Genomic DNA, 16,576 nt, shown 5'->3' with positions numbered 1-16,576 from the left:
GGAAAACCTCTATTCCCTCGATGCTTAGCCATAGGAAAGGTGTGTTTGGTTTTGTTCAAGCTTAAGGAAGTGTCTAAATCTATTAAAATTACCCTTATAGCTGTAATCATCCTCGTATTCTCGTTAAGCGCTGCGTCCGTTCTCTATTATGGAGATTATTTCTTATTAGGTTCCTACGAGAAGCTGAATAATGACGACGTTAAATATGTAAACAGTGCCCAAATATTATTGAATAAGCATACGCTCGCATATAACAGCGGGAAATCGCCTTCAGCCTTCATTATGCCAGGCATGCCTTTCGTATTGTCCGGTTTAATGCTTATATTCGGACAAGGAGATGGTGCAGTCATTGCGTTCAGGCTGCTGCAGGCTGCATTGCAAGCTTTTTCGATCTATCTCATTTTTGTTTTGGCTCATTCGTTATTTAATAGCCGAACGGCGATAATAGCTTCAATTGCTGCTGCACTTTATTTGCCCGATTATTTCTCTTCAGGCGTTATTTTATCCGAAACGATATTTAGAACCCTATTTATTGCTTTAATCTGCTTCAGCCTGCTGGCCTTGAAGAGTAACCAGACGAAGCATTATATCATTGCGGCGGTTCTAGTGGGACTAGCCTGCTATTTCAAGCCGCATACAATCCTTTTCCCCGTCGTATGGTTTATCGTTTGGCTGGTGAATAAAATTTCATGGAAATCGATCGTTAAATATACCGTTATTGTCTCGATCACCTTAGTTCTGCTTCTATGCCCGTGGTGGATCCGCAATTATGTGGCCTTCGATTCATTTATTCCGTTTACGAAATCTGCTGGAAATCCCATGCTGCTTGGGGCGCTCGTTAATAATGAAGCTCCGTCTCAAGCCTTCTTCCATGCTCATCCTGAATACACAGGCGACAGAAGCAGCTTATTCGTAGGCTCCGATGATGATATGGCGGAAACTGCCCAAAAAATTATTAAATTCGGTTTCACGGAGGAGCCGATGAAATACTTAAAGTGGTATACCATCGATAAGCTGAAGGGGTTATATTACGGGCCTTATTATTGGAAAACGGTGTTTGGTATAAGCGGCATAAGCGTAGGCATCTATCATAGCTTAATTCTAATTTTCGGCTCGATCGGTTTGCTCCTCATGCTAATCCAAGCTTTAAGACGAAGGAACACGCCGTATTTGTTGCTGCTGCTCACATTCGCTTATTTCACAGTCATATACGTTCCATTCGTCGCTTTCTCCAGATATGGCTATCCTAATGTTTTTATTATTGCTATCGCTGCCGCCTTTGCGATAAATCAACTCATGAGCCTCAGAAAAAAAACATAAGCGGTATTCACTTTCATCCATACGCAAAAGAGGCACCCAGCTCAACTCCTGGTGCCTCTTTTTTCTTTTTGCTTATTGATTGGCTTACTCCTTAACAGAGCCCATAACTAAACCTTTGACGAAAAACTTTTGGAGGAATGGATAAACGAGCAGTATAGGGAGCGCACCGATAAAGATTTGAGCTGACTTTACCGTTTTCTGTGAAATGAGCGCTAAATCGGCAGGATTCATGCTCATCGAGCTCATATCACGCTGAATAATTACGGTTTGAAGGAAAGTAGCCAGCGGATATTGTTTTGGATTGCCGATATACAGAAGTCCATCAAACCATGAGTTCCAGTGAAAGACCATGCTGAACAAAGCGAGTGTCGCAATTGCCGGCAATGAAACCGGCAGGTAGATGCTGAATAGCGTACGGAAATGGCCGGCTCCGTCAATAAGCGCCGCCTCCTCCAGCTCCTTCGGAACACCGCGGAAGAAGTTGAGCATTAGAATGGTCAAGAAGACGTTAACTGCCCCCGGAAGCACCAACACCCAGAAATTGTCCATTAGGCCAATCTTCTGAATGACCATATAGAACGGCACTAGTCCGCCATTAAACAGCATCGTGAATACAAACATCCAGGCGTATATATTTCTGCCGCGGAATGCGGAGTTCTCTTTGGATAACGGATAAGCTGCCAAGAAAGCTAGAAACAAAGTCAACAGCGTTCCAATCACCGTTCTCTCTACAGCGATCCACATCGAATTTAAAAAAATCGGATTGTTCGTCGTTTTCTTATAAGCATCCAGTGTGAAATTAACCGGCCATAAACCGACGATGTTGGCATCTGCTGCTGCCTTGGCACTGAGCGATACCGCAAACACATGCAGCAAAGGGATCACGCAGAGCAGAGATAGAACAATCAATAAGATCGTATTGAAAGTGTTGAATACGCGATAAGCGGGTGATTTATGATACATCTCGTATGGCCTCCTCTATTAAAAAATTCTGTAATTAGCGAGTTTATAAGCAAGACGATAAGATATGACGACAAGAACAAAGCTGATTACCGATTTAAATAATCCGATAGCGGTACCAAAGCCCATTTCGCCGTTTAGAATAGCTGTACGATATACAAAAGTATCAATAATATCGCCCTTCGCGTATACAAGAGGATTGTATAGGTTGAAAATCTGATCGAAGCCTGCATTAAGCACATTGCCCAGCGCAAGCGTACCCACTACAATCGCTATCGGAATCATAGATGGAACCGTAATATGGAGCGTCTGCTTCCAGCGGCTTGCGCCATCTACCTCGGCTGCCTCATACAAGGATGGATTGATGTTAGCTAGTGCTGCAAGAAACACTACTGTGCCAAAGCCGAATTCTTTCCATACGTCAGAGAGGATAACGGTGAAGCGGAACCAGTTTCCATTGCCTAAGAAGAAAATCGGGTCTATACCAAATAGTCCTGTTAACAAACGGTTTACTAGCCCACCTTCTGTTGACAGAAGATCGGTTAAAATTCCGCCCAAAATAACCCAAGATAAAAAATGCGGCAAATAAACAAGCGTTTGTACAAAACGTTTCACAAGCTGCTTTCTAATTTCATTCAGAAGAATTGCAAATACGAATGGGGCAAACAGGTTGAGAATCATTTTGAATACAGCGATGATGACCGTATTCCAAATGACCTGCAAGCTGTCTTCTCTCTCGAACAAATAACGGAATTGATCAAGTCCAACCCATTCTGAGCCTGTCAGACCGAGCCAGGGTTTATAATTCTGGAAAGCCATTACAAGCCCACCCATCGGCAAATAGGCGAAAATAAGTAGAAATGCGAGGGACGGAAGCACCATGATATGAAATGGCCATTGTTTTATGAGGTAATAAAACAGCGGTTTTCCTTTTGGTTTGACAACAGGTATCGTTATGTCGTCATGTTGAAGCGTTTGCTGCTGTGACATGTTTGTTCCTCCCGCTGGATGAAATGTAGAACGCAATCAGCCTGTCAGCATGCACATATGCACCGCGTTCCTTATATAAAAATTATATCAGCGCCGTAAAATTCGAAGTAGCTAACAAACCCAACATTAATGGCACAAATGCAACCACTTTTACAGTAAAACATACTTAATTAGCTAAGCGTTTATTCTCTCGTCTTAGCAATCTTTTATCACGCAAAAAAATACGGCCCCCTTAGGGACCGCATTCCTCTAACCAGCTTATTTCGCTACGCTTGAATACCATTCATTAACTTCTTTCGTAATATCATCGCCGCCGGAAGATTTCCAGCTCTTCACGAAGTCATCGAATGAATCAGCCGGCTTCGCGCCATAAATGATTTCATTAAACGTTTGAGCCTCAATTTTCTTCAAATAATCCATGCGTGATTTCATCGTTTTGGTCGTAGGGCCTACAAACATATCCTTCTTGGAAATTGCCTCTTGCTCCATTACTACCGTTGCAGCAAGTGCTGTTTCCGGACCGTACTGAGCAACGACCTCTTTCTCACGGTAGGTTTTCGCTTCATTGCCAGCTGCTAGGTTAAGCAATGCTTTGAATTGTGCATCTGGAATACGAGCGCCGTCGCGTACAATGAAGTAGCGAAGAGGAGCTGTAATTGCGCCGCCAGGAACATCATCCAGATACAGCGGCTTGCCGTTAGCATCAAGCGCATAATCATAGCCTTCGAAAGCGCCTAGCTCAAACGGGCTTCCATCTTGCGGATCAGCTAGGTTGTCAAACAAATAGTTCTCGTATGTGAAAAATGCTTCTGGGTTTTTCATATTTTTATTAAGAAGAATAACGCCGTTTACAAATTGCGTACCGTGACGCATGGCTGTACCGTCTTCACCAGTTGGAATAGCGTAAGGCTTCCATACTGCGCCTTCAACGTTTTTGGCTGTATCAAGCAGCGGCCAACCGCTCATCCAGTATGGACCTGGGATAATGCCCGCTGTTCCAGCTACAGCCGGTTCAGAGGTTTTGTTCTCATCCCATAGAGCTGCTTCACTAGGAATATAGCCTTTGTCACGCCATTCCTTCAGCTTCACTAAGCCTTGCTTCATGCCGGCATTCGTGGAGCCGTATTCCAGTGTTCCATCCGCTGCTACATTCCATTGTGCAGGCAGTGTGCCGTAAGCGCCGAATACCCAAGATGGGTCGCCCATCCAAGTATTCATTGACGTTTTGAAGCCTATGCTGAGCGGTGTTACTTTATCCGGTGTCAGCCCTTGCGGATTTTTGTTTTTGAAAGCATCCATTAGAACCTCAAGCTCAGCCAATGTTTTTGGAGCCTTCATGTCAAGCTTATCCAGCCAGTCCTGACGAATCCAAAGCAAGTAATCATTGTTGTATGCGTAATCCAGAAGCGGAATTCCCATACGCTTGCCATCATTCATATAAGAGTTCCATACGGCAGGATCTAGATTCATCGCTGCTTTCCATTTCTCGCCTGCGTATTTGTCGAACAATGCGCCTGCATCCTGGAACATGCCTGAATCGATTAAATCCTGAGCAAGCAGCTTATCATTAACAACTACAATATCCGGCATTTTTTGTCCGGAGGACATAGCTAGACGCATTTTGGTTGCAAATGCTCCATTGGTATCTGTAACAGACCAAAGCGAATCGACTTTTATGCCCAAAGTGTCAAGTGCCCATCTGGTTGCAACGTTGTTCTCAATCGTTTCTCCCTCGCGGAAGGTAAGTGCTGGATCTACTCCCCATGCAGTGGAGATGGTTACCGGTGGATCGTATTTATCTTTGTAAGGGTTTTCTTCTTTGGTCGCAGCAGGTTTGCTGTTGTCCGGCTTATTAGACGGTTCTGCCTTATTGCCGCTATTCGAGCAGCCAATGATAGCCGATACGATTAGAAGCATACAAAGCGTAAACGTGAACCGTTTTTTCGTTTTTGTATTCATTGTAATCCCCCTCATGATTATGTTCTACATGTTCAATTATAGGCTCAGCCATGTCTCCAGCCTATGACACAATCCGAACATATCAGCACCTTTTGCAACCACTTTACTGCTCCCGGAACTCTTGAGGTGTCATGCCATAATACTTTTTGAACGTTTTGCTAAAATATTGCGGGTTCTGATAGCCTAGCTCGCTCGTTATTTCATATATTTTTTTGTTCGAGTTTTTGAGCAAATAAAGCGCACGCTCCATCTTCATGCCGATAATCCATTCACTTAAGCTTTCGCCTGTTTCCGCTTTAAACACTTTAGAGAGATAAACAGGATGCAGAAACACACGATCTGCAATCGTCTTTACTGTCGTATCCAGACTCAGATTATTAGCTACGATTTCCTGCACCTGCTTGACGATAAAGCTTTTGGCGCTTTCCTCTTTCACCGAAAGCTCGCTTTGCAGCTTATTCAGTACGCCAATGGACCAATCCTCTAAACGTTCCGGTGATAGCACAACCGTCTGATCCATAATGAAATCGATGCCCAGCTCATTGATTTGCGATACGTATTGTCCCTGTCTATGCGCGATATACATGAAGGCGTTCGTCAGTGCCAAGTACACCTCGTACAAATGCTCTCTCGAATATCTCGTATTTTTCAAATCGGCAAACACATCTCTGATCTTATGCTCCACAGCATCCCATCGCTTCGACTCTAGCAGCGTAATAATAGTAGGCGGCTTATACAAGGTTTCCATCGATTTGACAAAGCTGTTATCCTTACTGGTTCGATCCTCCAAATAATGTATAGAATGCTGTTCTTCATTCGCAATCATGAACATCGTGCCTAAACCTGAACGATAGGCTGTCGGAATAGCATTCGGGAACTCAAACCAATCCGTTACGACAATCGAAATATCGCCTTTCAGATAATTACTAACGTTCGCGCGGAGCTTCTTCGCTGCTTCAGCCAGATTGGCTTTGCGCGAGCTGCGGCCTTCCGAGCTATAATCTGTTTTCTCGATCGCTTCCAGCTTAGGCTGTGCCATAATGAGCAAATATTCATGCGGCGCTTTGCAATGCCATACGTGGAAATGGTTAGCAAATGATTCTTCTGCAATATTGCCTACCGCAAATTCCATAAGTGTAGCTGAGCTATAGTCCAGATGAGAGAATTGCTTGCCAAGCTGAACGAGCATCATGACCGTAGGGCGTTCAATCGCAAGAGGAATTTCATATTGAGACAGCTTCTCTTTGATCGTCTTTGGCGAGAGCTGCCTGCCTAGCACCAAGTCGACCATAAAATTTGCACGAAGCACCTTGAAATCAGATTTGCGATCATACAGCAGCTGCTGATATTTTTCCGACTGCTCCCATTCATCCTTCAGCGCTTCAATCGCCCCTGATACTGTTTTCACAAATTCATCGTCATTGACCGGTTTCAAAATATAATCGAATGCTTGCAGCTGAACCGCTTTTTTCGCGTATTGAAAGTCGGAATGCCCCGTTAACAGAATGCACTTGATGTGAGGCCAGCGCTGTCCAATCTCCTGAAGCAGCTCGAGTCCATTCATTTCCGGCATCGCAATATCCGTTACGACAATATCAATGGCGTTTTCTTCGAGAAGCTCCAAAGCTTCGAAAGCGGAAGCGGCTTGGTATACGCTCTTAACACCAATCGACATCCACGGAATCGTCTTCTCCAGGCTTCCCGTTACATAAGATTCATCATCAATCAGCAATACCTCAATCATATGAACTCCCCTTTCCTTTCTAGGCTGGCAACCAAGTGATGGTGACCTTCAGGCCACCAAGCGGCGAAGACGAGAAGCTTACCCCTGCGGAGCCGCGGAAGCGTAAATGCATACGCTGATGCACGTTCCACAGCCCGCAGCCCATATGCTCATCCATGTGATTTTGCATTTTGTGCTGCAGAACTAGAATATCTTCGGCGCTCATCCCCTTGCCGTCATCCTCCACCACTAGGCTGGCTTCATCCTCATTCCAATGTCCTGTAATTTGAATATTGGAGGCGTCGGACCATGCCTCAATGCCATGAATTACCGCATTCTCAACGAGCGGCTGGAGCATAAGCGGCGGGATTTCGAGATGGAGCATATCCGAAGGCAGGTCAATCGTATAATTCAGCCTCGGCATGCGCATGTTCTGAATTTCCAAATAACTAGTTACAAAATTGATTTCCTCGGACAAAGCAACAAGATCACGTTCCTGACGTGTCGTGTAACGGTAATAGTTCGATAAATGATGCGACATCGCAACGACCGCTTCGTTTTTTTCGAGCTTCGCCATACTGGAAATGAAAGAAAAGCAGTTATAGAAAAAGTGCGGATTAATTTGCGATTGCAGCTGCTTTAACCGGGCCTCTCGCACATGAATTTTTTCCAAATAAACGGTTTCGAACAGCTCCTGTATTTGGGCGACCATGAGATTAAAGCGTGTATAAAGAAATCCGAACTCGCTTCTGCCGCGAGGCTTCATGCGGACCGAATAATCACCGTTCTTCAGCTTCTGGAATCCAATAACCAGACGTTTGATAGGCACTTGAACCTGCGCATATAACAAGTAAGCTGCAGTACAGCATAACAATAGCAGACAGGCAATCGAGACATAAAATAACTGATTCGTTTTTTGAATAGGCCTTATAATTTCTGAAATCGGTATATAATCTATCAAATACCAGCCAATGGTTTCGGATTTCACAATATTAACTAAATACTTCTCTTCTCCCAGCTCTATCGTACGACTTTCCATATCCTGCAGCGGCCCTTGTTTAAGCAGATTGATGACATTAGTCGTTCGTTCAATATCTGCCGAGCGGTTATAGATAACGCCAACACCCTCCATATAATAGAAAGGCTCTCTGCGGCTGCCGCTTTTGAACTTGTCCAGCATATCTTTAATGTTCGAGCTGTCGAACTGCACTTCAATAATCAGATTGGAGCCGCTAGGGTCCAAATAGCTGGAGTAGGGTGTTACCGCATAACGCGAGAAGACGAATTGTCCCGTACTGCCATCTCCGACCGTTTTCACCTGCCAGCCCGGCTTTAACCTCTTTTTCAAATCCGCGTCGTCATAATGCACAACATCATGATCGGATATGTCCCTATGAAGAATAGGAGAATAAATATGCAGGCTGCTGCGCCAGTTCGATGAATTTTCTTGAATAGCGAGCTTCGTTTGTATTCTTTTGATGAGAGTAATCATACTCAGATTCAACTCATCCATTTCCGTGAATATATCTCGAAGGGATGAAATATCGGGGTCCTGTATAAGCAAATCAGGCCAGAGGGCCATGGAATCAATGCTCGTATTGATTTGGCTTTGGAAAAAAACGAGCTGGTTCGTATTCGATTTATTAAGCTCCTCACCGAGGACGTCGGTGCTGGTTTTATTGGAATAGAAATAAAGAAGCATTATTGGGGTCAGCATAATGACGATCAGCGCGACGATTTTAGTAAATAAATTGATTTTGGGCATAATGGCTTCGCACCTCTGCAGGATGTCATTGAGGCGACTGCATCAATCGCTTATCGCCCTCTTCACCATACTTGGACATTCCGTTCATTTCAACCTATAATATTGAAATCTATGCAATGTTTTTATAACCATTTGCAGCTGATGCTCACTTTATTTACATCCATAAACCAAAAAAACCGAAATTTCGGTATTTACTCCGAAACGCCAGTTCTTATGGTTTGCTGAATCTAGTTAAAGGATTGATATAAAGCGGAAGTATAATAAGGAATAGGCTCAATGCGATGGAAGATAGCTATTTCCACACCTTCAAACCGTTCCACTAAAGCTTGATTAACGAAGGTATGAACAGTGCCTTTGCGCAGCGGTGTGATCGATAGATGGAGCTGCTTATTTTCTAAATCATCTTTAAATTGCTTCAATCCGATAGGCCAAGCTTCTCCATAATGTATATGATCTGTCAGCAGTCGATTATCCAAGTAAGCGCCGGCAACATCCCCGTCGTACTCTACCTGGAGGAATACATCCGAAACATAACTAGGCCAGTTCATATCTATCTCAACGAGTGCACTTCTCTCTAGCGGTTTTTGGACGGTAAAGGAAGGCTCATACATCGGAACATCCAGCTTGAATGTATGGAATAGTCCCTCTTGCTGACTGCTGGCCTGTCCTTCGCTTGCAAGCCATCCATTCTCCGGTAACGGAGGACACACCGACACGCTCCAACTGGCATTTCCTTCCGAGGTGGTTACAAGACGCTCATCCTTCACATAGAGCCGGCTGTCACTAATAAACAGTCTATCCTCGCCCCAAATATGGAACTTATAAGCGGATAGAGCCTCATCCCTTGAGAGGACGAGTACTTGTACACGCTCGCCGTTCGTAAGCATCAGCGTGAATGCATGCTGCTTGCCAACTAAGGGATGAACAACAATAACCTCCTCTTCCATCGTAACCTCTGCTGATTCAATCGATACAGCCGCAACCGTCGAACGGCAAAATACAAGCTCAGGCTCAAGCGCTTGCTGTGCATAAAATACAAGAAGCGATTGTCCATTCACCTTCAGCTTAGTCAGCGGCTGAACCGTGGCAGTCACGATAAACGCACCTGCAAGCTCTAGATTATAGGGAAGAACCGCACTCACATTCTTCTTCAACGTGAGCGTGCCCTTATGTGGAAATACGACCTTTCCTTTCGCCGTATCCAGCTCAATGCGTACGCCTTCGCGATCAGGCAAGTCAATATGATCCTGGAAGTTGTTCAGGAACAGGAAGCCGGAGCCATCCTTCTGACGGACGCACCAGCGCAGCGATTCCGTATCCTCTGGATGAATGTCCGACTGTCCTACTGGCAGCACTGTTCCCATCGGAGCCAGTATGGATCCGAAAGCGTCCATAAACATGGATAGGGAACGAATGCGGTCATAAGATTCCCCTACGCGGCCAAATTCTCCAAGCGGCGATTGATAGTCGTAAGTCATTTTAGGCAGTCCATATTCATTAAGAAACCCGTGCTTGCCCTCCGGGTTAGAGCCGCCATGATACATATAGTAGCCGAGCAAATTACTTCCGCTTGCCAGCTTGACGAGCGTCATCGCCTCCACGCTCTCCGGGCTTACGTTAGGGCGGGCTGTATAGCTGACCTGCATTCCGCCTGCCATTTCACAATAAGCAACCGGATATTCCAGCGTGTCGTAATGGACAGCCTCAGATGGCTTAACATGCAGATCACGGTAAATATACTCTCCGCTTGGCGGCTGATTCGGAATCCATGGCGTATATGCGTAGCCGGCGAGCATTGGCAGCGTATCCGTCTCCGGAACAGCAGCTCCGCCCCAAGCAGTAGCTGTGAAGAACATCGGCGTAATGCCCGCTTCCTCCGCTAATCGCCGAAGTTCCGCCAGATGCTCGTTGCCCCCCTTGCCCGATGACATGAACACGCCTGCCTTATAGCCCCAAGAATCAAGCGGCGCACCGCAGTGCATGTATTCGTTCTCCAGCTGAACCGCGATAACCGGCCCTCCTTCTTCGAACAAGGAGCCTTTCACCTGCTTCGCGATTTGACGATAAAGGCGCTTCGCATAAAACAAATATTGCGCATCATTCGAGCGGATTTCAAGCGGCTTGCCGAAGACCCAATCCGGAATACCGCCGTTTCTGACCTCGCCATGGCAGAATGGCCCGATGCGAAGCACGAGCGGCAGCTCATGCTTCGCGCAAAGGTCGACAAAGTGGCGCAGATTGCGATTTTCATTCCAATTAAAAAAACCTTCCTCTTCCTCATGATAATTCCAGAAAATATAGGTCGCGATCACATTTACACCGCCAGCCTTCATCTTAAGCAGCTCTTCCTCCCAGTGCAGATAAGAAAAGCGTGCGAAATGAAATTCGCCAACAACTGGAATAAACGGCTGCCCGTTGCGCAGCATATAGAAATTCGTAAAACCAAAGCTTTCGCCCTTCGGATTCGTGCCTTTGCTGCCGGATAGCTTGCCGGGCTTTATTTGTTTATTAGGGCCATCCAGCTTAAGCGAATAAGTAGTCATAAGTACAATTCCTCCTATAAAAATAGCGGTTAATTGTTATATTTGTAAGCTAACATAGCTGGCAGCGCATTCCCTACGAAATCAAACAGCGTCGTATTATCAACCACGTTCGGAGCATCCTTCTGCCAGCCTACTCCAGGCACATAGATCATAATGGGGTCCCAATAAAGAATGCCTATACATCTTCCGTCTGCAACCTGCTTAATGCCGTTCATTAAAGAATACATGAAATCGCGCTGGCCTTCAGGCGTGCTCTCGTATGGCTCCGGTCCGTTGTTTTCGAGCTGCCCTCTCATACCTGCCCCAGTAGTGCTGCACCAGTTAAAGCCTGTTTCCATCAACAAAATATCCTTATTGAAACGTCTGACAAGCTTATCGCAGAATGCGACAAGCTGCTGAACCGAAGCCTGCGTCCAGAACGGATAGTAGGAAGGACCGATAATATCATAAGGCACGCCATATCGCTCGCAATTGCCGAAAAACTGCTCGTACTTCTCATCTTCAGTCGCACCGTCTAAATGAATGACGACTTTGCTGGATTCGGACACTTCCTTCACAGCTTGATAGCCTGCCTTCAGCAGCTCCGCCAGCTGCGGCCAATTGGCAATCGCTCCGTCGGGATAACATATGCCGCCTTGAATTTCGTTGCCTAGTGACACATACTCAGGTATAGTGCCCTGCTTGATCAAACGCTGCATGAATGAACGAGTATATTGATACAAGGCTTCCTTCAGCTCATCGAAGGGCAGGCCTTCCCAGGCATGCGGCTTATGCTGCGCCAAGCCATTCGTCCAGTAATCGCTGTAATGGAACGAGAACTGAATCTGGAAGCCTAAATCCTTGGCACGTTTGACCAAAGCAAGTGTTCTCTCTTCATTCTGATAGCCTCTTTCATCCAACTGATTGGAAGGCCAATAGCTCGGATTTCCGGGGTCATTATAGAGACGTATTCGGACGATGTTATGCCCGTAATCCTTCAGTATTTCAAGCCCGTCTTTCAGCTTGTGATTATCCCGATAAATGCCCCCGTTTTCCTCGACCCGAGGCATTTCGGAAATATCTCCGCCCTTCAGCAGCTCATAGGCTTGATCGCTCTTCACAAGCTCAAACGATTCGATTTTACACCAATTTCCGCCGTTTGCTTCAGTTAAAAGCCCGATCGTGCATTGTCCATCCTTAACCTCTAAACCTCGAATAACAACAGAAATCCAATCCAAGGAAACCGGCAAGCTGGTCATTCGAACGTCTTCATTACCAGTGCCCGCATAAATATAACATTTTTGCTGCCCGCCGCTATTTTGCGACAATGCCGTTAACGTATAAAAGCCATTCTCCAGCTGCTCAATCGTCCTTGACACATTTAAGCGATAGGAAACGGTATTTTGAACCATAAGATATTCAGAAGAGGTTTGTTCAGCCTGCTGGATACTCGCAGACGACTGATCTCCATCAGCATGCAAGCCCCAGTCATCCAGTCTGTTTCCTTTAAACGATATGTGCACGATATACCTCCAAAATATATAATAGTCGTATTCTATGCTAGCGTATCAAATGACCGTGAGCGGATACAGGGTATATTCACAACATATTGGTTGCTAATCAAACCAAGTTTATTCCAGTTCCATCATTGGCTTCCCCCGCTTAAGACGCAAAAAAAACCCTCGCCTTAGCGAAGGGGTTCTTTTGCGTCTTATTGGCCTAACAATATTTTTGCATACGGAGAATCAATAGGCATCATAATGACAGGCTCGTTTTGCAATGTCGTTTTGTAGCTCTCTAATGTACGATAGAAATTATAGAACTGCGGATCGCTGCCATAGGCTTGGTTATAGATTTTTGCAGCTTCGCGCTCACCTTCAGCAATAATTTTTTTCGCATCCGCTTGTGCCTGAGCAATGAGCTCAGTGGCTGTGCGATCGGCTTTGGATGTGATCTTACGAGAAGCCTCATCACCCTCAGATAAATAGCGGGCCGCAATGGATTGGCGATCCGATATCATCCGATTATAAACGCTTTGCTTGTTTGAATCCGGCAAATCGGTACGCTTAATCCGAACATCAATAACTTCAATCCCATAGTTGTCTCTTGTTAATGCAGTAATTACATCTCTCGTGATTTCATCATTAATATTGCCTCGCGCCGTATTTTCACTAATAATGTTATCGTAATTCACTTCCGAAAGCTTGCGTCGAACAGAGTTGTAGACCGCTTCATCTATACGCTGAATTCCGCCGCTGACCGTTTGGACCGTTCTCAAAAATTGCGAAGCATTTGTAATCCGCCATACGGTGTAATTATCAACAACAATAGGCTTCTGATCTTTCGTAAGGATAGTAGTCGGGCTGCTCTCGTACGTCATTTGATATTTTGGAAGCGCCGATACGTTCTCAATAAACGGTATTTTAAATTTCAAGCCAGGCTCTGGAACGGCTCTCATCGCTTCGCCGAATCGGAGCACGACCTTGTACTCGCCTTCCTTCACGATATACATGGAGCCTGAACCCAAAATAACGACTAATAAGACCACAATAAGGGTTATCCATTGGTTTCTCTTCATTGTGAATTACCTCCTTGCGGAGCATCTGCTGCAGGCGGTGTAGTCGTGCTGCTCGATCCGCTGCTGCGCAAAAGCTCATTTAACGGCAAATAGTTAACCGTATCGCTGTTCGAATTCGTAATAAAAATTTTCGCATTCGGCAATATTTTTTCCAGCGTCTCCAGCACCAAACGACTTTGTGTGACATTAGGATTATTTTTGTATTCGCCGAATATCGCATTAAACTTGGCAACGTCGCCTTCTGCATTCAGAATCCGTGACTTTTTCTCGCCCTCCGCATTTTCGAGCAAAGCCTGTGCCTCACCGCGAGCCTTCGGAATGCGATCATTCTCATATTTTGCCGCATTATTAATTTTCGTATTTTTCTCTTCCCTTGCATTCGTAACTTCACGGAAGGCTTCGGCAACCTGTCCGCTTGGCGGTTCAATATCCTGGAACTTAATATCTATAATTTGAATGCCTGTATTGTATTTGGTCTGCAGCTCAATCAGCTTCTCGCGCACCTTGTCTTGAATAACCGTCTTACCATCTGTAATGGCATAATCCAGCTTCTCTGAACCAATAACAGCACGAATGGAAGAACTGGCCGCATTGCGCAGAAACTGCTCCGGATCGGAAATATTATATAAGTAATTGTGAATATTGCTTATTTTCCACTGGACGACTGCATCTGCCGATACGATGTTCTCGTCGCCCGTAATCATCATCGCTTCATCATCAACCGGAGTCACTTGATTGCCTTCTTGGCGATAACCGATATGAATCCGCTGCGTTAGCTCCGCCGGAACGGTGACCGTTTGTTGTATCGGATACGGCCATTTAAAGTGCAGTCCTGCTGAGCTTTCCCCTGTATACTTGCCAAACGTTAGAATTGCTGCTCTCTCTTGCTCCTGTACCGTATAAAATGATGTTGATCCCAGAAAAATGATAATGACTGCCGCAACGATACCAATAACGATTTTCCTTACCGTACTTGGACTAAGCTCAGGCGGCCTGCGACCGCTCATGCTATGGTTCTGCCCCGGGTTCTGGTTTTGATCCATGAAGCTCACTGACATCTCTCCCCTTTTATTTTAAATTTATCCTTACGTTTATTACGCAGCAGATCGCTTATGGTCACATTTTTTTCGTAAAAAAAGCTATTTTCGGCTTATTTCTGTCTTTTCAAGCCAAGTACATTACTCTACATAGAAAAAACGACTACTAGCTAGCTATAAGTTCATTAATCTATTATTATCTTATTCCGATATTTATTAAGATGTAATAGGATCAGACGATGCACAATTAAGAACCCTCAATTGTGACATTGGGGGTTCTTAAACAAGCGATTATGGATTAACCATTTACTCTGACTTTCCAGCCTTCAGCATTTCTCCGATGGCTCCAATGCTTCCTAGCGTCTCAACCGCTCTTGTCGGAATAAATATTTTATTAGCAGGGCCTTTCGATATTTCTGACAGCGCTTCTAGCGAACGGTATGTGAGTATATGCTCATCCAAACCAGCGGAGCGAATCAGCTCAATCCGGTTTTTCTCTGCTTCCGCAATGGCTTGAATGGCCTTTGCTTCGCCTTGTGCTTCAAGCTCCTTGGCATGACGCAAACCTTCCGCCTGCCGAATACGCGCCTCCTTGTCCCCCTCTGCCTTCAGGATTTTACTTTGCTTATCGCCCTCTGCTCGCAGAATCATATCCTGCTTGGCTGCTTCTGCATCGAGGACCATTGCCCTTTTGCTCCGTTCGGCCTTCATCTGCTTATCCATCGCATCCTGAATATCAATCGGCGGCTGAATATCGATGACCTCAACCCGTTCAATCCGCACGCCCCATTTCTCAGTCGCCTCATCTAGCGCAATCCGAATATCGGACGATATTTTCTCACGGCCGGAAAGTGTCTCGTCCAGCTCCATTTTACCAATAATCTGTCTCATAGTGGCTGTACTGATATTGCGAACGCCATATACATAATCCGAAATGCCGTATGTAGCTTGCTCCGGACCCGTCACCTGGTAAAATATGATCGTGTCAATCTTCACTTGTACATTGTCCTTCGTAATAACCGTCTGCGGCGGGACATTAGCTTGCTGTATGCGCAAATCATGGTATGTTCTGACGTGATCAATTATCGGAATTAGGATATTAACGCCAGGCTTTAGAAGCCGATGGAATTTCCCCAGCCGCTCAACAACTCCATTCCTTTGCTGAGGCACGATTTTGATCGATAATGCAATAAACACAACAACCAATACTAATAAAATAATAACGATTATAATACCCATTAATTTGAACCTCCCCATTTCTCAACTTTAAGTACTGCACTCCCTCGGCTAACGACTCTTATCGACTCGCCCTTCACGATCTGGTCTTCTGCAATCGCGCTCCAGGTTTCATTACCGACCTTGACGATTCCCGCGACCTCCGATGCAATATCTTCAAGCACAACCCCTTGCTTGCCTATTAACTCGTCCAGGGCATCCTTATAGACATTAGAAGAATGAATCCTGCGGGTAAGATTTCTAGTGAATAAGGTCAGAATTAGAGCGACTGCGCAGCCAACTACCACCTCCAGCACAATTGCGTCTGGCCAAATCATATCGATAAAGGCCGCTGCCAATGCGCCAATACCGAGCCAGAGTAAATAAAACGTAAGCGTAAGCATTTCGACGACTATTAATATGCCGGCGAGGATAAGCCAAATTATCCATAAGTCCATTCGCTTCCCTCCTCTCTTCATTAATGTATTCGTTAACACTCATCCTAAT

At 45.3% G+C, this 16,576-nt stretch carries 12 protein-coding genes; 1 reads left to right on the top strand and 11 read right to left on the bottom strand.

Features of this window, described 5'->3' with window-relative positions; translation table 11 throughout:
• Positions 1 to 51 precede the first annotated feature (51 nt).
• Entirely contained in the window at positions 52 to 1,320 is a 1,269-nt protein-coding gene (locus tag CEF13_RS06460) for an ArnT family glycosyltransferase (protein ID WP_102709944.1), read from the top strand.
• Positions 1,321 to 1,404: 84 nt separating this feature from the next.
• Here CEF13_RS06460 and CEF13_RS06455 read toward each other — a convergent pair whose 3' ends face one another.
• From CEF13_RS06455 to CEF13_RS06405, 11 genes are all read right to left on the bottom strand, one after another.
• Positions 1,405 to 2,283, bottom strand: a complete 879-nt coding sequence (locus CEF13_RS06455; RefSeq protein ID WP_102709943.1) for a carbohydrate ABC transporter permease — start codon at positions 2,281 to 2,283, stop codon at positions 1,405 to 1,407.
• Positions 2,284 to 2,301: 18 nt separating this feature from the next.
• The gene (locus CEF13_RS06450; protein ID WP_243864724.1) at positions 2,302 to 3,162 is read right to left on the bottom strand and encodes an ABC transporter permease; all 861 of its coding nucleotides are present in this window, start codon (positions 3,160 to 3,162) and stop codon (positions 2,302 to 2,304) included.
• 366 nt (positions 3,163 to 3,528) lie between these two features.
• A complete protein-coding gene (locus CEF13_RS06445; RefSeq protein WP_166742884.1) occupies positions 3,529 to 5,229 on the bottom strand; it encodes a type 2 periplasmic-binding domain-containing protein in 1,701 nt (566 codons plus the stop codon).
• Between the two features lie 103 nt (positions 5,230 to 5,332).
• A complete protein-coding gene (locus CEF13_RS06440) occupies positions 5,333 to 6,973 on the bottom strand; it encodes a response regulator transcription factor (protein WP_102709941.1) in 1,641 nt (546 codons plus the stop codon).
• A gap of 19 nt (positions 6,974 to 6,992) precedes the next feature.
• Positions 6,993 to 8,717, bottom strand: coding sequence for a sensor histidine kinase (locus CEF13_RS06435; protein ID WP_102709940.1), 1,725 nt, complete (start codon positions 8,715 to 8,717; stop codon positions 6,993 to 6,995).
• A gap of 227 nt (positions 8,718 to 8,944) precedes the next feature.
• A complete protein-coding gene (locus CEF13_RS06430; protein WP_102709939.1) occupies positions 8,945 to 11,260 on the bottom strand; it encodes a beta-galactosidase in 2,316 nt (771 codons plus the stop codon).
• Between the two features lie 29 nt (positions 11,261 to 11,289).
• Positions 11,290 to 12,762 (bottom strand): glycoside hydrolase family 53 protein, encoded by a 1,473-nt coding sequence (locus CEF13_RS06425; protein ID WP_102709938.1) that lies wholly within the window; start codon positions 12,760 to 12,762, stop codon positions 11,290 to 11,292.
• 188 nt (positions 12,763 to 12,950) lie between these two features.
• Positions 12,951 to 13,817 (bottom strand): protease modulator HflC, encoded by an 867-nt coding sequence (hflC, locus tag CEF13_RS06420; RefSeq protein WP_102709937.1) that lies wholly within the window; start codon positions 13,815 to 13,817, stop codon positions 12,951 to 12,953.
• Positions 13,814 to 14,860 carry an FtsH protease activity modulator HflK gene (gene hflK / locus CEF13_RS06415; RefSeq protein ID WP_243864712.1) on the bottom strand — a complete coding sequence of 349 codons (1,047 nt, stop codon included), beginning with the start codon at positions 14,858 to 14,860 and terminating at the stop codon, positions 13,814 to 13,816. The genes hflC and hflK overlap by 4 nt, the downstream gene beginning before the upstream one ends.
• 300 nt (positions 14,861 to 15,160) lie before the next feature.
• A complete protein-coding gene (locus tag CEF13_RS06410) occupies positions 15,161 to 16,093 on the bottom strand; it encodes an SPFH domain-containing protein (protein ID WP_102709936.1) in 933 nt (310 codons plus the stop codon).
• On the bottom strand, positions 16,093 to 16,527 hold the full coding sequence (locus CEF13_RS06405; protein WP_102709935.1) for an NfeD family protein: 435 nt from the start codon (positions 16,525 to 16,527) through the stop codon (positions 16,093 to 16,095). Before CEF13_RS06405 ends, CEF13_RS06410 begins: the two co-directional genes overlap by 1 nt.
• Between the last annotated feature and the right edge of the window lie 49 nt (positions 16,528 to 16,576).

This window comes from Paenibacillus castaneae, assembly GCF_002884445.1.
Lineage (GTDB): Bacteria > Bacillota > Bacilli > Paenibacillales > Paenibacillaceae > Pristimantibacillus > Pristimantibacillus castaneae.
This window is presented reverse-complemented; position numbering and strand designations above follow the sequence as displayed.